General features: G+C 71.4%; 17 protein-coding genes. 7 read left to right on the top strand and 10 right to left on the bottom strand.

What is annotated here, in order from left to right; all coding sequences use genetic code 11:
* Position 1 precedes the first annotated feature (1 nt).
* The 6 genes from JM949_RS14865 to JM949_RS14840 form a co-directional block, all read right to left on the bottom strand.
* On the bottom strand, positions 2-928 hold the full coding sequence (locus tag JM949_RS14865) for an SDR family NAD(P)-dependent oxidoreductase (RefSeq protein ID WP_203149072.1): 927 nt from the start codon (positions 926-928) through the stop codon (positions 2-4).
* Between the two features lie 178 nt (positions 929-1,106).
* A complete protein-coding gene (locus JM949_RS14860) occupies positions 1,107-1,970 on the bottom strand; it encodes a PaaX family transcriptional regulator (RefSeq protein ID WP_203149071.1) in 864 nt (287 codons plus the stop codon).
* Between the two features lie 83 nt (positions 1,971-2,053).
* On the bottom strand, positions 2,054-2,851 hold the full coding sequence (locus JM949_RS14855) for an IclR family transcriptional regulator (protein WP_203149070.1): 798 nt from the start codon (positions 2,849-2,851) through the stop codon (positions 2,054-2,056).
* A 30-nt stretch (positions 2,852-2,881) separates the two neighbouring features.
* Positions 2,882-3,832, bottom strand: coding sequence for a PDR/VanB family oxidoreductase (locus tag JM949_RS14850; protein ID WP_203149069.1), 951 nt, complete (start codon positions 3,830-3,832; stop codon positions 2,882-2,884).
* Entirely contained in the window at positions 3,829-4,035 is a 207-nt protein-coding gene (locus tag JM949_RS14845) for a hypothetical protein (protein WP_203149068.1), read from the bottom strand. Before JM949_RS14845 ends, JM949_RS14850 begins: the two co-directional genes overlap by 4 nt.
* A complete protein-coding gene (locus JM949_RS14840; protein WP_203149067.1) occupies positions 4,032-5,072 on the bottom strand; it encodes an aromatic ring-hydroxylating dioxygenase subunit alpha in 1,041 nt (346 codons plus the stop codon). The genes JM949_RS14845 and JM949_RS14840 overlap by 4 nt, the downstream gene beginning before the upstream one ends.
* Positions 5,073-5,177: 105 nt before the next feature.
* Here JM949_RS14840 and JM949_RS14835 point away from each other — a divergent pair, with 105 nt between their 5' ends.
* The 3 genes from JM949_RS14835 to JM949_RS14830 all read left to right on the top strand — a co-directional run bounded on the left by JM949_RS14835 (position 5,178) and on the right by JM949_RS14830 (position 7,428).
* The gene (locus tag JM949_RS14835) at positions 5,178-5,825 is read left to right on the top strand and encodes a VanZ family protein (protein ID WP_238433190.1); all 648 of its coding nucleotides are present in this window, start codon (positions 5,178-5,180) and stop codon (positions 5,823-5,825) included.
* A 113-nt stretch (positions 5,826-5,938) separates the two neighbouring features.
* A complete protein-coding gene (locus JM949_RS37040) occupies positions 5,939-6,349 on the top strand; it encodes an alkaline phosphatase PhoX (RefSeq protein ID WP_309232161.1) in 411 nt (136 codons plus the stop codon).
* Positions 6,346-7,428, top strand: coding sequence for an alkaline phosphatase PhoX (locus JM949_RS14830; RefSeq protein WP_309232160.1), 1,083 nt, complete (start codon positions 6,346-6,348; stop codon positions 7,426-7,428). Before JM949_RS37040 ends, JM949_RS14830 begins: the two co-directional genes overlap by 4 nt.
* An 80-nt stretch (positions 7,429-7,508) precedes the next feature.
* Here the strand turns inward: JM949_RS14830 and JM949_RS14825 are convergent, their stop codons facing one another.
* The 3 genes from JM949_RS14825 to JM949_RS14815 all read right to left on the bottom strand — a co-directional run bounded on the left by JM949_RS14825 (position 7,509) and on the right by JM949_RS14815 (position 9,087).
* Positions 7,509-7,967, bottom strand: a complete 459-nt coding sequence (locus JM949_RS14825; RefSeq protein WP_203149066.1) for a hypothetical protein — start codon at positions 7,965-7,967, stop codon at positions 7,509-7,511.
* Between the two features lie 178 nt (positions 7,968-8,145).
* Entirely contained in the window at positions 8,146-8,520 is a 375-nt protein-coding gene (locus tag JM949_RS14820; protein WP_203149065.1) for a cupin domain-containing protein, read from the bottom strand.
* A gap of 75 nt (positions 8,521-8,595) precedes the next feature.
* Positions 8,596-9,087 (bottom strand): YcxB family protein, encoded by a 492-nt coding sequence (locus JM949_RS14815; RefSeq protein WP_203149064.1) that lies wholly within the window; start codon positions 9,085-9,087, stop codon positions 8,596-8,598.
* A gap of 119 nt (positions 9,088-9,206) precedes the next feature.
* Between JM949_RS14815 and JM949_RS14810 the strand changes: the two genes are divergently transcribed.
* From JM949_RS14810 to JM949_RS14800, 3 genes are all read left to right on the top strand, one after another.
* Positions 9,207-10,202, top strand: coding sequence for a PaaX family transcriptional regulator (locus JM949_RS14810; RefSeq protein WP_309232159.1), 996 nt, complete (start codon positions 9,207-9,209; stop codon positions 10,200-10,202).
* A gap of 194 nt (positions 10,203-10,396) precedes the next feature.
* Positions 10,397-11,587 (top strand): cellulose binding domain-containing protein, encoded by a 1,191-nt coding sequence (locus JM949_RS14805; RefSeq protein ID WP_203149062.1) that lies wholly within the window; start codon positions 10,397-10,399, stop codon positions 11,585-11,587.
* A gap of 161 nt (positions 11,588-11,748) precedes the next feature.
* Positions 11,749-12,339, top strand: a complete 591-nt coding sequence (locus JM949_RS14800) for a DinB family protein (protein ID WP_203149061.1) — start codon at positions 11,749-11,751, stop codon at positions 12,337-12,339.
* A gap of 77 nt (positions 12,340-12,416) precedes the next feature.
* Here JM949_RS14800 and JM949_RS39715 read toward each other — a convergent pair whose 3' ends face one another.
* Entirely contained in the window at positions 12,417-14,165 is a 1,749-nt protein-coding gene (locus JM949_RS39715; RefSeq protein ID WP_203149060.1) for a glycoside hydrolase family 5 protein, read from the bottom strand.
* Positions 14,166-14,539: 374 nt separating this feature from the next.
* Between JM949_RS39715 and JM949_RS14790 the strand changes: the two genes are divergently transcribed.
* Positions 14,540-15,502, top strand: coding sequence for a TIGR03557 family F420-dependent LLM class oxidoreductase (locus JM949_RS14790; RefSeq protein WP_203149059.1), 963 nt, complete (start codon positions 14,540-14,542; stop codon positions 15,500-15,502).
* Positions 15,503-15,595: the final 93 nt, after the last annotated feature.

The following is a 15,595-nucleotide window of genomic DNA, read 5'->3' as shown; positions in this document are numbered from 1 at the left end:
CTCAGGAGGTCGCGGGTCCGAACTCCTCGGGGAGATCCGGGAAGCGTTCACCGACGCTCTGGGTGGCCTCGCTGAACGTCGTCGGCCAGGCCTGGAGCAACGCGTCGTAGGTCCAGCCGCCCTCGCGGTGCGCGGTGAGCGCGGCCTCCGGGTGGGTCCAGATCTGGAGGCGGTCCCCGCCCACCCCGATCACCTGCCCGGTGACTGCGGCCGCGGCGTCCGAGCCGAGGAACGCGACCAGCCCGGCCGCGTCGTCCGCCGTGCCGAACCCGAGCTCGTGCCGGAAGAACGGGGGCATCGGCTCGCCGTGTGCCTCGGCCCGCACCGCCGCGGCGAAGTAGGGGACGGTGGCGGTCATCGCGGTGGCGGCGACCGGTACCACGGCGTTGGCGGTGATGCCGGCGCGGGTGAGTTCGAGCGCCCAGGTGCGGACCATGCCGACGATGCCGGCCTTGGCTGCCGCGTAGTTGGTCTGGCCGAAGTTGCCCCGCTGCCCGGTGGGTGACCCGATGCAGATGATCCGCCCGCCCTCGCCGGCCTGCCGCATCTGCTGAACCGCCTCGCGGGCGGTGGTGAACGTGCCGCGCAGGTGCACGTTGACGACGGTGTCGAAGTCGTCGTCGCTCATCTTCCACAGCACTGTGTCGCGCAGGACGCCGGCGTTGGTGACCAGGATGTCCAGCCGCCCGAAGTGCGCGACAGCGGTGCTGACGAGTTCCTTGGCGGTCTGCGTCGGGCCGACCGGTGCGACCACCGCGACAGCCCGGCCGCCGGACGTCTGGACCGCCGCCACGGCGTCGGCAGCGGCCTCGGCGTCGACGTCGTTGACGACGACTGACGCACCCCGCCGAGCGAGTTCCTGGGCGTAGGAGAGACCGAGACCGCGCCCGGATCCGGTGACGATGGCGACCTTGCCGACAAGTGACATGCGCACTGCCTTCCGTCGATGCCGCTCGAACCGGAAACATAATGCAGAATCTGATCATAGGTCAACGTCTTTGCAATGCGTCCACCGTGGACGCGCGGTCGACCGGCGGCGGGGGTCGGATGGGCGCGCGCCGGCACCGCCCGGCGACCGGCGCGGAGTGGCGTGACGGCGACCGGCCTCAGGACCGGTCGGCGGTCCGGACGATCTCCTCGAAGCGGCGCTGCGCCGGCCGGGCCAGCGCCTCGGAGGTGCGCAGGAACATCGCCCGCGCCTCGGAGCGGGGAAAGGAGGCGCGCAGGAAGTCGGGCGGCAGATCCGGGTCCTCGCCCACCAGGGCACGCCAGTCGTTGACCAGCTCGGTGCGCTGGACGAGGGCCTGCGCCGGCGGCACCTCGCCGGCGACGGCCTGGCGGGCCAGATCGTCGTACCGCTTCAGGAAGGCCCGGTAGCCGTCGGCCAGCTCGTCGATCCGCCAGGCGGTCTCGAGCCGGGCCCGACCGGCCGGCAGCAGGGCCAGGTCCGTGGTGCGCAGCACCACCGCGTCGTTGATGCCGAGTTCGCTCAACTGCTCACGAACCTCGTCGAACCGGTCGTGCGGGGTCACCCAGGTGGCGTCGTACAACGGCCAGAACGTCAACCAGCGCAGCCGGGCCCGGAGCAACCGACGCTGGTTAGCGTCGTCGAGCGGCAACGTGAACGCGATGAGCGTCCAGCAGCCGTCCCAGGCGTTCTCGTCGGTGCTGGCGAAGATGCGCCGGGCACCGCGTCGCAGGATGTGCGACGCCGACTCGGTCAACCGGTAGCTGGTCCGCCGCCCCTCCTTGGTGCGTTCGAGCACGCCGCGCTGGGTCAGCCGGCTGAGCGTCGCCCGGGCGTTGGCGGGTGCGATGTCGAACTCGGCCAGCACCGCGACCAGCCCCCCGGACGGCAGCGGGGCGTGCCCGGCGTGCCAGTAGTCCCCGAGCAGCGTCACCAGCAGCCGCTGGGCGCGGGCCCGCCCGACCGCCGACGATCGCTCCGCCGCCGCGTCCTCGGTCACCACCAGCGGGACCCGCTGCCCGTCGCGAGGCCGCGAGGGCGACCGGTCAACGGAGGCACAGGATGGACGACGGCCACCCGGACAAGTTACTGCCTCCGCTGGTCCGGCGGTAACGGCACCCGCGCCGGTGGTGGCCGACGCGATGCGCCCAGCGCCCGGGAGAGCACCCGGCCCGCGGCCTGCACCAGCGGGGCCAGGGCCACCGGGTCCGCCCGGTCGTGCGCCACCACCAGCGAGATCGCCGCCAGCACACCCTCCGGTGCGCGGATCGGCGCGGCCACCGACAGGGCGTCCATGGTGACCTGGCGATCACTGACCGCGTACCCGACCCTGCGCACCTCGGCGAGGCAACCGCGCAACCGCCTCGGATCGGTGATGGTCAGGTCGGTGTACCGCTCCAGCGGCGCGGCCAACACCTGCTCTTGCACCTCGGCGGGCGCGTGCGCGAGCAGGACCAGCCCGACGCCTGTCGCGTGCAGCGCGAAGCGACCGCCCACCCGGGTCAGCACGGGTACCGCGTACCGCCCGGCGATCCGTTCGATGAAGACGAGTTCCAGGTCCTGCCGGACGGCGAGCTGGACGTTCTCGTGGGTCACCTCGTACAGGTCCTCCATGACCGGCAGCGCCAGTTCCCGCAACGCCAGGCCTCTCGGCGCGAGCGAGCCCACCTCCCACAGCCGCAGGCCGATCCGGTACCGCCCGTCGTCGCCGCGCTCCAGCGCCCCCCACTCGACCAGCTCCGCGACCCGCCGGTGCACTGTGGACAACGGCAGCCCGGCGCGCCGAGCCAGCTCGCTCAGGGTCAGCGCGGGGCTCGCCGGGGTGAACACGGCGAGCAGCGCCAGCACCTTGCTGGTCACCGACCGCCCGGGTTGCGCGCGCACCCCGTCATCATCCCCGCGTGGACCGTCCGGTCACAGCTCCAGCACGAGCCGGGGCGTACGGGCCCGGGAGACACAGATCAGCATGACGTCCCCGGCGGCCCGTTCCTGCTCGGTGAGCAGGCTGTCGCGATGCTCCGGAACACCGCCGAGCACCGGGGTCTCGCAGGTGCCACAGGTGCCCTCCCGGCAGGACGAGAGGACCGGCACGCCGGCCTCCTCCACGGCCCGCAGGATCGGCGTGCCCGGCGGCACCAGCACCGTCCGCCCGGAGAGCGCCAGCTCGACCTCGATCGTCGTCTCCGCTTCGCCGGTGTCCCCCGCGGGGGTGAAGCGCTCGACGTGCAGAGACCCGGGCGGCCAGCCCTGACAGTGCTCCTCCACCGCCCTGATCAGTGCCTCCGGGCCGCAGCAGTAGACGAGCCGGCCGCCGGGCTCGCCCAGCAGCCCGGCCAGGTCGAGCAGCCCGGTCTCGTCCTGTGGGCACAGGCTCACCCGGTCGCCGTACCGCCTCCGCAGGACCGCGGCGAAGGCCATGGTGGCGCGGGCGCGTCCGCCGTACACCAGCCGCCAGTCGGCGCCGGCGGCGTCGGCGGCGTCCACCATCGGTCGGATCGGGGTGATGCCGATGCCACCGGCGACGAAGAGATAGCGCCGGGCCGCGACCAGCGGGAAGGTGTTGCGCGGCCCGCGCACCCGGACGGTGGCGCCGACGGTGAGCCGTTCGTGCGCCAGCCGGGAACCGCCGCGTCCGGCCGGCTCACGCTGCACCGCGATCAGCAGTGTGGACCGGTCGCCCGGGTCGCCGCAGAGCGAGTACTGGCGGAGCAGCCCGCCACCCAACTCCAGGTCGACGTGCGCGCCGGGGGTCCACTCGGGCAGGTCACCGCCGTCCGGGCGGCGCAGGCCGATCGCGACGACCTCCGCCGCCACCTGGTCCCGGCTCGCCACCACCAGCTCCGAGCCGGTGAGCGCGCCGGTCATGCCCGCACCGCCAGCCGGGCCGGCGGGCCCGGCGTCGTCGTCATCCCGGCCCGGTGGCCCCGCGGGTGGGCGAGCAACCACTCCCACAACTCGACCGGATCCTCTCCGCTGCGCTCGGCGCCGCAGTGGCAGGTGCCACGCAGCATGTCGGTGCCCGGCAACCAGTGGATCCGGTAGACCCGGTCCCCGGCCCGGGACCTCACCGCGCCGCCGCCGTCCCCGACCCGACCATCCGGGCCAGCAGCCGGCGGGCGGCCAGGCCGCCGGTGTCGATGTTGATGCTCAGCTCCTGGTACGCGTCCGGCTCGGCGGCGATCACCCGCTCCAGCGTGTTGAGCGCCGTCACGTCCTGCATCACCACCGTGTGGTTGCTCTGGTGCAGGTACTCGCTCACCGACTCGTCGTCGATCGCGAAGTCGCGCGCCACCGCCCAGAAGTCGTAGCTGGTGTGCGCGGTCGACGGGGTGATGGCGTAGACGATTTCGGCGTGGAAGGCCTCGTCGTCCGGGCCCTCGGCCGGCGGGTGGACACCCTGCGGCGCGATCCGGCTGTGCAGCAGATACAGGCAGGGCGGGTGGTACTCGATGTCCTGCCAGCGGGTGATCCGTCCCTGGATGCCGGTCGAGCGCGCGTAGAACGGTGGGCACTCGGCGTCCTCCATGTGCCGACTGACGTGGACGACGCCCCGGTCCTCGTCCACCTCGGTGGTGATCGGGGTGTTCGCCACCTCTGGCGTACCGATGTAACCGCCGTGCAGGTAGGTCTCGTGGGACAGGTCCATCAGGTTGTCCACCAGCAGGCCGTACCGTGCGTTCAGCGGCTCCATGCCGCGCACGACCGCGTACCGGGGGTCGACCAGCCACGGCGCGCGCGGGATCGCTGTCGGATCGGCCCGGGCCCGGTCGCCGATCCAGACCCAGACGAAGGAGTCCTGCTCCACCACCGGGTACGCGGCGACCCGCGCGGTGCGCGGGATGCGCTGCTGACCGGGTACGAAGACGCACGCACCGGTCGGGTCGTAGGTGAAGCCGTGGTAGCCGCAGACGATCGTGTCGCCGTCGAGCCGGCTCTCCGACAGCGGGTAGCGCCGGTGCACGCACCGGTCGGCGAGCGCCACCGCCTCCCCGGCGTCGGTGCGATACAGGACAAGCGGCTCGTCGAGCACCGTACGGGCGAGCAGACTCCGCCCGACCTCGCTGCCGTACGCCGCCACGTACCACTGGTCACGTGCGAAAACCATGCGACCGAACCTCCTCCTCGACGAACGCCGGTGGGCCGGATGGTCCCGTGCGGCGCTCACCTACGGCACCGGCACTTTCACCCAGCGGAAGTTCGACGCGTGTCGATGACCCTGCCGCTCCCGGCGGTGCCGCCTCGACGGGTCCGGGATAGGTTGCCCGCCTGGGCGAGAGCGGGGGCGGGCATGGTCGAGGGGTGGCACGGCTGGTTCGGCACGTTCAACGGGGTCGTGCTCCTCACCGTGGCCGCCTTTCCGGTTGCCGTGCTGGCGGCGTGGATCCTGGCCCGCCGTCGACGGGACGCCGGCACCGCGTCGGCCTGGCGGAGATCGCTGGCCGAGGTCGGCATCGGCTACGGAACGGTGCCGTGGGTCTGGATGATCATGTTGCCGGGTGACCAGGCCGGCGTCGTCCCCGGCCGGGTGAGCCTGGTGCCGTTACGCGACCTGGTCACCATCTTCGCCGACGGTGGGCCGTTGACGGCGACCGTCCAGGTCGTCGGCAACCTGCTGGTCTTCGCGGCGCTGGGCTTCCTCGCCCCGCTGCGGTTCGCGGCGCTGAGGTCCGTACCGCGAATCCTGGCGCTCGCGGCGGCCTGCTCGGTAGTGGTCGAGGCCGCGCAGTACGTCCTCCGGCTGGACCGGGTCTCCTCGGTGGACGACGTCCTGCTCAACGCCGCCGGGGCCGGGCTCGCCGCGCTGGCGTCACGGCGCTGGTGGCGCGCCACGGCACCGGTGCCGTCGACCCGCACGTGACCCTGATTCTTAACTCCGATGTCACCAGCCGATCCCATGGGGGACGTGTCGCTGTTCGCCCCCGGGGTTTGGCTGACAGTCGTCGTACTTGCCGTGACCAGGAGTTGATCCACGTGCCTTCCTCTCGTCGTACCTTCCTCGCGGGCGGCGCCGCCGCCGGTGTGGGCCTCGCCGTCGCCGGCGGTCTGCCGTCTCTGGCGCAGGCCAGCCCGGCCCGGCCGCACCCGCCGGCGAAGCCCGGCAACGTGCCCTTCCCGCCGCTCGTGGACGACCCCAAGGGGATCCTGGCCCTGCCCGAGGGCTTCAGCTACACGATCGTCACCCGGACCGGCGTGACCCGGCTCGACCGTGGCCAGGGCACGACCCCGTCGGACCACGACGGCATGGCCGTCTACGACGCCGGCCACGGCCGCTACACCCTGATCCAGAACCACGAGATCGACCCGGGCGCCGAGTTCGGCGTGCCGCACGTCAAGGGGACTGTCTACGACCCGGGCGCGTCGACGCCGGCGGTTGCACCGTGATCACGACCGACCGGTCGGGCCGGAACCTGGGCGAGTTCGTGGCGCTCTCCGGCACCATCTCCAACTGTGCCGGCGGGCCGACCCCGTGGGGGACCTGGCTGACCTGCGAGGAGACCGAGGACCGGGCCGGCGACACGTGGACGGAGGGCGGCCGGTCCGGCGTCTACCAGAAGGACCACGGCTACGTCTTCGAGGTGTGGGCCGACGGCAGCGCGGACCCGCGACCGATCAAGTGCCTGGGCCGGTACTCCCACGAGGCGCTGGCCGTCGACAAGGACCGCACCAGGATCTACCTCTCCGAGGACGCCGACGGGCCGAACGGTCTCTTCTACCGCTGGACCGCGCCGCAGGGCGTCAAGGTCGGCCCCGGCGTGCTCACCCGCCTGGCACCGAACGCCGGCGTCCTCGCCGCCATGCAGATCATCATGGACGACGGCTCGGTGCTGCCGGACGTCGCCTACCTGACCTCCGCCCAGTTGGGTCGCCCCTTCCGCGTCCGGTGGGTCGAGGTGCCCGACCGCGACGCGCGCACCACGTCCGTGCGCGAGCAGTTCGCCGATGGCCAGGTCACCCGTGGACGCAAGTTCGAGGGCGTGTGGGCCACCGACGAGGGCGTGTACGTGGTCAACTCGTACGCGTGGGACGAGGGTGACCTGCCGGCGGACGCGGCTCCGCACGACGGCATGGTGTGGTTCTACAACTTCAAGGACCAGACCATCCAGCTGGTGACGTACTTCCCGCACCAGACCCAGTCCGAGGAGGGGACGCCGGTCAAGTACACCGACCTCACCTTCGACGGCCCGGACAACGTGACCGTCACCCCGTGGGGAAGCCTCGTGCTCGCCGAGGACGGCTCCGGCGCCTCGCACGTGCTCAGCACCATCCCGGGCGGCCCGACGTACCCGATCGCCCGCAACCAGCTCAACGACTCGGAGTTCTGCGGGCGACCTTCACCGCGGACGGCAAGGTGCTCTTCGTCAACATGCAGGACCCCGGTCTCACCCTGGCCATCACCGGTCCGTGGGAGAAGTACCTGGGCTGACGAGCCCGGACGGGGGGGTCGGGCGCGGAGCGCCTGACCCCCACCGCCCGGTCGAGGTGGACCCCGTCGCCCTCGACGTCCCGCATCACCAGGACGTGCCGCCGACGCCCGTCGCGCCTACCCGGGCAACTGCCGTACGGCGGCGACCGGCACCGTGGCGATCCAGTAGTCCTCGGCCAGGTCGGACTGCACGTCGACGGTCGCGTCCCGGCCGACGTAGCGGACGACGAGACCGGTCTCGCGGAGCCAGTTCTCGTCATACTCGGCGAGGCTCTCCGGCAACTCGCCCACCAACCGGACGGCATCACCCGGCCGGAGCGCGGCGTCGTCCGGAGCCTCCGCGCGTTGGACGGTCGAGATCGCGTGCAGGAGAGCCTCCAGCGGTGCGGTGTCCGCGCCGTAGTGCACCAGCAGACCCGCCTGGCCGAAGATCAGATCAGTCTCGGCTCTGCTCAGATCGGCGAACGCCTCGACCGCTCCGGCCGCCAGGGCCGGGCCCGGCGACGTGTGAAGTTGCGCCGCCAACGCCAGGAGCAGGCGATCGAGGACGTTCTCGGTGGTCTGCTCGTCGCTCACCCCGCGACGATACGTGTGCCGTCGACGCCGCCCCTCACCGCGCCGGCGCCGGGCCGGAGCGCTTGAGCAGCATCGCGCCACCGGCGATGAAGACCATGGCCGTCTGGTGCCCGACGGGCGAATTCGGCAAACGGGGAACCTTGCGCGCTGTCGCGGTGCGTCCGGGAGGACGATCAGGTCACTCCACCTTGGTGAGCAGTGGCTTGCCCTTCTCGACCACGTAGGTGGCCAGCTCGACGGCGATACCGTCGCCGACGTTGCGGGCCTGGTGGTGCACGCCGTAGGGCACGGTGAGGGCGTCGCCGGTCCGGCACACCACCGGCGCCTGGCCGTCGAGGTGATATTCGAGTGTCCCCTGGAGAACGCAGATGATCTCTTCGCCGGGATGGAAGTGCTTGAACGGCGGCGAATCCGGCGTGAACTCGACCCGGGTCTGGATGACCTCGCGGCCGGGGATGCTGAGGTCGTGTCGTTGCAGATCGACCCGCCACAATCCGGGCGCTGACTCCACCGCGTCGGGGCTGATGCCCTCGGGTCGATCCCTGGTGCTCATGACGGCCTCCGGGAAGCCGTCGGAGCGACGGCGACTATTCGGACATAACGTATTCCGTCGAGAATAGGCGCAGGCTCACCGGAGCAGCCCTCGTTCGGCCAGGAAGGCGCGCAGCGTCTCGGCGTCCTCGGCCGACATCAGCCAGCGCGGGATGACGGTCGCCGGCATAGGGCCGACGTACACGATCCAGAAGTCGGGGGTGTCCCGCACCCGCGTGACCCCGTCCCAGGCGATGCCACCGGACTCCGAGCCGCTGCGCATCATGATGTTGTCATCGGTGATGTCGTAGCCGCCCTCGACGGCGTAGCGACCGGAGCGGCGCCGGGCGCGCATCCGCACCCACGGCAGGTAGAGCATCGACAGCAGACCACCGACGATCAACGCCGTCCACAGCGGGGCGGCCCGCTCCCCCCACCCGGACCCGCGCGAGACCGCGAGGCCGACCACGCCGAGCACCGCCAGCACCGCGCCGACATAGCCGTACCTGCGCAGCCGAACCCTGGCGAGGGCGGCGGCCACGCGGCCGGGATAGGCGGGATCGGCGGGAACGCCGAATCGGATCTGCACGCCCGAACGATAGTGCGCCCACCCTCGGCCGGTCGCGTGGTCGGCGTCGCCCCCCGCCGGCGGCACCTGACCGACGCCGGGCCGCACACTCGATGCGGCAGTCTGAAGAGGTGGAAGAGGTGCAAGCACGGGACCCCGCCGACGACGTCCGAGCCCCCCGGGCCCAGGTCGGGGCGAGCCCGCAACATCTGCTGGCGACCGTACTCGGCGAGTATCTCGACTCCGCGGACGCCGATCTGCCGTCGGCGGCGATCATCGCGATCCTGCGCGAGTTCGACGTCAGCGAGGCCAGCGCCCGCGCCGCGCTGTCCCGGCTGGTCAAGCGGGGCCTCATCGCGGCCCGCGGGCGGGGACGGCCGCCGGTCTATCACCTCACGGCCACCGCGATCGCCAGGCACCGCTCCCGGATGCGGCACTTCCTCACCTTCGGTGCCCGTCCACCGCGCTGGACCGGCGACTGGGTACTCGTGTCGTTCTCCATCCCGAGCCCCGGTCAGGCCGCCCGACACGCCGTACGCCGGTCGTTGAGCGCGTTGCGCTTCGTGGGTCTGTACGACAGCGTGTGGATCCGGCCGGGCTCCGACGCCGACCCGGCGAGGCAGGCGCTGGGTGAGCTGCTGCACCAGGTCGGCGGCGCCCGGTGGTCCGTCCTGCACGTCCGGTTCGACGAGGAGGCCGGCCCGCACGGCCCGGCGTCCGCGTACGACCTGACCGCCCTGGCCACGGCGTACTCGGACTTTATCGGCCGGTACGCGGAGCTGCGGGTGGCCGCTCGCGAGGGCACTGTGAGCCCCACCAGGGCGCTGGTGGCCCGGACCTCCGCGATGGATTCCTGGCGGAAGTTCGCGGACCTCGACCCGGACCTGCCGGCCCACCTGCTACCGGAGCCCTGGCCCCGCCAGCAGGCCAGGGAGACCTTCCTGGACATCCATTCCGCGCTCGGCTCGCTCGCGCAGGCGCGGCTGGTCGAGGTTGCCACGCCGCACTGGCCGGAGGCCGCCTCGTGGATCACCCACTTCCGGGCTTCCACCGACCCGGCACGACCGGAGCCGACCGGCGGGACGCACCCCGCGGCCTCAGCACTGTCGCAGTCCGTCAACCCCGACATACATTGACACTTTTCGTTACGCCGGTGATAGTAACTGCACACAGCTCCCGTCGGATCGTCCTGGGCGACCGCGGCCGGGCGATGGATGCCGCCCACATCCATCTGACGCACGGCCAGCGCTGATCACCCGGGTCGGGGCGTGGCCGGACCACCACCACCGCCACCGCCGGGAGCGCCGTCGTGACACCAGCTGGAGGGCGAATGAGAAGGACATCGAAGATCGTTTTGGGGCTGGTGGCCGTGATGGCCCCGGTCACCTCGATGATCATGGCGATCGGCGTGACACCGGCGGACGCCGCGGTCGGCGGCTCCGGTCCCTATCCGGCCGACTACGAGACCTCGACGAGCCTCGCCAACCACACCATCTTCCGTCCGCAGACGCTGCCGTCCGAGCGGCTGCCGATCCTCGTCTGGGGCAACGGCGGCTGCTCGGCCAACGGCCTCTCCCAGGGCAACTTCCTTCGCGAGATCGCCTCGCACGGCTTCCTGGCCATCGCGAACGGGGCACCGAACGGGTCGGGCTCGACCAACTCCCAGATGCTCACCCAGTCCATCGACTGGGCGGTCGCGGAGAACTCCCGACAGGGCAGCAAATATTACCACAAGCTGGACACAAGCAAGGTCGCCGTCGCCGGCTTCTCCTGCGGAGGCCTGGAGGCCTACGCCGTCTCGAACGACCCACGCGTCACCACGACCGGCATCTTCAGCAGTGGCTTGTTGAACGACGCGGACGACTACCAGCTCCGGAGGCTGACCAAGCCGATCGCCTACTTCGTCGGTGGACCCAGCGACATCGCGTACCCGAACGCGATGGACGACTGGGGCAAGCTGCCGTCCGGGTTGCCCGCCTTCATGGGCAACCTGAACGTCGGACACGGCGGCACCTACGACCAGACCAACGGCGGCGAGTTCGGCCGGGTCGCGGTGCTCTACCTCAAGTGGCGCCTCAAGGGTGACACCACCGCCGGCGCGAACTTCGTCGGCGCGGACTGCGGTCTGTGCCGCGGTCAGTGGACCGTCCAGCAGAAGAACCTGACGCTCGGCGACGGCACGCCGCCCACCACGCCGCCACCCACCACCCCACCGCCGGGTGACACCCCGGCCTGCACCGCTGGCTATTCGGTGCAGAACCAGTGGAACGGCGGCTTCGTGGCCACCGTCAACGTGACGGCGGGCAGCGCCCCGCTCACCGGCTGGCGGGTCACCCTCACCCTGCCGAGCGGCGCGTCGGTCACCTCGGTGTGGAACGGCGTCGGCACCGGCACCAGCGGCACCGTCACCGTCGCGAACCAGAGTTACAACGGACGACTGGCCTCGGGTCAGGCGACCAGCTTCGGGTTCCAGGGCACCGGAAACGGCAGCGCGACCACGGCCACCTGCGCCGGTAGCTGAGACAGCGGCCCGTCGGCGGGGCGGCGCGTGCGGCGCCGGCCCACCGGCGGGCTGCCACCCGCCGAAGCCAGCACGGGTGGACCCGAGGGCGCCCCGGGCCGACCCCGAAGTGCCATGGGCGCGGTCGGTGGCGTTCCGCCAAGTACGGAAGACTAGCGGGCATGGCTGACCTGAGCGACCCGAAGGCCGCGCTGCACGAATACCTGCGCGGGACGCGCGAGGACCTGATCTGGAAGCTCGACGGGCTGAGCGAACGGGAGGCGCGGCAACCCCGCACCTCGACCGGCAACAACCTGCTGGGCGTCATCAAGCACTGCCTCAACGTCGAAGCCGGCTACTTCGGGCCCACCTTCGGGCGCACCTTCCCGACGCCCGCCGAACTGGTCCCGATGCAGGCGTTCGACGACGACCCGCAGGCGGACTGGTACGCGCGTGCGGACGAGACGAAGGACGGGCTGATCGACCTGTACCGCCGCGTCGCGGTGTTCGCGGACCAGACGATCGACCAGCTACCGCTCGACGCGCCGGGGCAGGTGCCGTGGTGGCGGCCAGGCGCACAGGACGTGACCCTGCACCGGATCATCGTCCACGTGACCTGCGATCTCGCCCGGCACGCCGGCCACGCCGACATCATGCGCGAGCAGCACGACACGGCCGTCGGCCTAGGGCGGGAGAACTCCAACATCCCCGACGGCTACGACTGGCCGGCGTACGTCAGCAAGCTGTCGAAGCTGGCCGACCAGTTCGGCTGAGCGCCCGGACCCGCCCGGTAGGTGACCAAGGCGGCACACCCTCGATCACCTACCGGGCACCGGCAGACCTCGAAGGGTCAGCAGCCGATCCGGCTGGACCCGAGCGCGACGTCGTCGTACCAGAGGGTGTCGGCGCCGCCGCCGTAGCTCTCCCAACCCAGCTTCAGGTCGGTGAGCTGCGGCCGCCAGGTGCGGTTGTACCACTGGCCGTCGATGTCGTGCGTCGGCACGCCGTCCGCGGTCAGCCCGGTGACGGCGGTGCCGTCCAGCCAGGTACGGAGCTGGCCGGTCGCGCCGTCCACCATGAACTCCACGCAGGCCCACCGATTGGTGGGTAGCGGGATGCTCTGCGCCACCCCGGCCGGGCTCTGCTCGGGCAGGGTGGCGTCGTCGGAGGCGCGGTTCCACTGCAACGCGCCGTTCTGGCCGCCCAACCGCAGGTCCTTGTTGCCGTCGGCGGCGTCGGTCATCGTCACCATCGTGGTGTGATCGGTGGGCTGGGCGGTGGTGTGCCGCACCCAGATCCGTGCGTAGCGGACACTGCCCACACTGCCGAGGTTCTTCGACGACTTGACGAAGACGTGGTTGCAGTAGCCGGCCGCGCCGTTGATCCGGACCGCCCGACTCCCGCTGTGCGTGGTGGTCGTGTCGATGCTGGCGGTGCCAGCGCCGGAACAGTCCGGATTCACCACTGTCCAGTCGCCGGACGGGGTCGAGCCGGTCTGGTTCTCGAAGCCGTCACAGAGCACCGCCCCGGCACACCCGGCCGGCGGCGGCGTTGTGGGTGGAGGCGTGGTCGGTGGAGGCGTGGTCGGTGGGGGCGTGGTCGGCGGGGGCGTGCCACCGAAGACGGTGGCCTCGCGGGCGGTCTGCCGGATGCCGTTGGCACCGTTGAAGAGCCGCTGGCCCCAGCTGGTCAGGTTGGCCGGGTTGAAGTTGGTGGCCAGATCGAGGTATTCGACGCCACCGCCGTTGCCGCTCCACGACCAGCCCAGCCAGCCGATCCCGTTGGCCTGGCTGTACGCCAGGATGGTGTCCTCGTCCGGGTCCCCGTCGGAGTGGTTGAAGCCGAACTCACCGACCACGATGGGCAGCCCGGCGGCCCGGAACCGACCCAGGTAGTCGCTGATCTCCGCGGCGGTGTCGAACACGCCGTACATGTGGATGGAGAAGACCGTGTTGCGGGCCGGGTCGGCGGCGAAGACCGACGCCGCGTTGTCGCGCATGGTGAACGACCAGTCCTGCCCCCAGTTCGGCGCGTCCACCATGATCGTGTGGGTCAGCCCGGCCGCGCGCAGGCGCTTGATCGCGTTGGCGTTGTCGGTGGCCCACGAGGCGTAGTTCTGGTTGCCGTACGGCTCGTTGCCGATGTTGACGATGACGTACCTCTCCTGGCCGGTGAGGACGTCGGCCAGGCTGAGCCAGTAGTCGACGGCGCGGGCGAGAGTGATCGCGCCGCTCTGCTCGCCGTACCCGGTGGTGTCGTGCACCTCCAGCACACAGATCAGCCGGTTGGCCTTGCACAGTGAGATGACATTGGCGACGTCGGCGTTGGTGTTGCGGGTCCACCGGTCGCCGCTGGAGAGCACCACCCGCACGGTGTTCGCGCCGAGGGCCTTGACGTCGGCGAAGGAACTGGTCTGCTGCGGATACCAGGTGTGCGCGTGGTTGACGCCGCGCATGACGAATTCGGCGCCGTTGGCGTCGTACAGCTTGCCGTTCGCGACGGAGAAACCAGCCGCGGCGTGCGCCGGCTGACCGAACGCCAGCACGGCGACGAGAAACGCGAGCAGGGTCGCGCCGGCAGCGGAGAGTCGAGTCTTCATGGCCTTCCTCAGGGAGGACCCCCGGTGCCCGACAGGGGTGGGACGTGACAGGGGAAGGCGGCTGCAGCCCGGCAGCCGCGCCCGGCTCACGGCGCAGGCATCAGCGTAGGGCGATGGATCAGTCCTCGCAACCGGTTCAGTTGGTGGGCCGCTGGGCCGGACAGCCGCAACGGCCCACGCGGGCGCGGGCCGTCGCGGGGCGATCATCCCCACCACAGGATGTGCGCCACGGCCGGCTCTTAACCGGTTAAGAGCGACGGTAGGCAGCACGCCCCGATCCGTCAAGCACGGTCGGTGGTGAACCGGACGGGAGGGTTGACCGCTGCCCAGCGGGGTATCCCGGGAACGATCCGTCGGTGAGAGGGGATACCAGGATGGTCAACGTCGGCTACACCCTGATGTGCGAACAGGCCGGTCCCAAGCAGCTGGTGGACCACGCGGTACGGGCCGAGGCCGCGGGCTTCGACCAACTGGTGATGTCCGACCACTACTACCCCTGGCTGGACTCGCAGGGTCACTCCCCGTACGCCTGGTCGGTGCTCGGCGCGGTCGCCCACGCCACCTCCCGCGCGCAGCTGATGTCCTTCGTGACCTGCCCGATCCGCCGCTACCACCCGGCCGTGGTCGCGCAGAAGGCCAGCACGATCGGGGTGCTCTCGGACGGCCGGTTCACCCTCGGCCTGGGTGCCGGAGAGAACCTGAACGAGCACGTGGTCGGCGGCTGGCCGCACGTGCAGCAGCGGCACGAGATGTTCGAGGAGGCGTTGCAGATCATCCGGCCGCTGCTCAACGGTGAGACGCTCACCTTCTCCGGCAACCACTACGACGTGCCCGACGCCTACGTCTGGGACCGCCCGGAACGGCCGGTGTCGATGGCCGTCGCCGCGTCCGGTCGACAGTCCGCCACGTTGGCCGCCGAGTACGGCAACGGCATCATCGCCACCGAACCCGACCGGCACATCATCGAGATGTACGACGACGCCGGGGGCGCCGGCCAGCCCCGCTACGGGCAGGTGGCGATCTGCTACGGCCCCGACGAGGCCGAGTGCCGCAAGCTCGTGCACGACCAGTTCCGCTGGTTCGGGATGGGTTGGAAGGTGAACGCCGACCTGCCCGGCCCGGAGTCCTTCGCCGCCGCCACCCAGTTCGTCCGGGAGGAGGACGTCGCCGAGGGCATCACCTGCGGCCCGGACGTGGACGCGCACGTCGAGGCGTTCCGCAAGTACGTCGACGCCGGCTTCACCCACGTGGCGATCATCCAGGTCGGCGGGGAGACCCAGCCGATGTTCCTGGACTGGGCGCAGGAGCAGCTGCTGCCGCGGCTGCGCGAGCTGTGAGGCCGCGCCCCGCCGGGCCGTTCGGGCTGGCCGAGCTGCGCCTCGCCATGGCCGCGCCCGGACCGGCCGCGGGGCTGGCCAGCGAGTGGCGGC

The sequence above is a fragment of the Micromonospora tarensis genome (assembly GCF_016803395.1).
GTDB classification, from domain to species: Bacteria; Actinomycetota; Actinomycetes; order Mycobacteriales; family Micromonosporaceae; genus Micromonospora; species Micromonospora tarensis.
Note: the sequence above shows the minus strand (reverse complement) of the source record. Positions and strands in the feature narration are given on the sequence as shown.

Coding starts and splice junctions, on each gene's coding strand:
- JM949_RS14805 (WP_203149062.1), top strand. CDS start 10,397: ATGAGAAGGACATCGAAGATCGTTTTGGGGCTGGTGGCCGTGATGGCC.
- JM949_RS39715 (WP_203149060.1), bottom strand. CDS start 14,165: ATGAAGACTCGACTCTCCGCTGCCGGCGCGACCCTGCTCGCGTTTCTC.
- JM949_RS14850 (WP_203149069.1), bottom strand. CDS start 3,832: ATGACCGGCGCGCTCACCGGCTCGGAGCTGGTGGTGGCGAGCCGGGAC.
- JM949_RS14790 (WP_203149059.1), top strand. CDS start 14,540: ATGGTCAACGTCGGCTACACCCTGATGTGCGAACAGGCCGGTCCCAAG.
- JM949_RS14865 (WP_203149072.1), bottom strand. CDS start 928: ATGTCACTTGTCGGCAAGGTCGCCATCGTCACCGGATCCGGGCGCGGT.
- JM949_RS14800 (WP_203149061.1), top strand. CDS start 11,749: ATGGCTGACCTGAGCGACCCGAAGGCCGCGCTGCACGAATACCTGCGC.
- JM949_RS14840 (WP_203149067.1), bottom strand. CDS start 5,072: ATGGTTTTCGCACGTGACCAGTGGTACGTGGCGGCGTACGGCAGCGAG.
- JM949_RS14835 (WP_238433190.1), top strand. CDS start 5,178: ATGACCCTGCCGCTCCCGGCGGTGCCGCCTCGACGGGTCCGGGATAGG.
- JM949_RS14820 (WP_203149065.1), bottom strand. CDS start 8,520: ATGAGCACCAGGGATCGACCCGAGGGCATCAGCCCCGACGCGGTGGAG.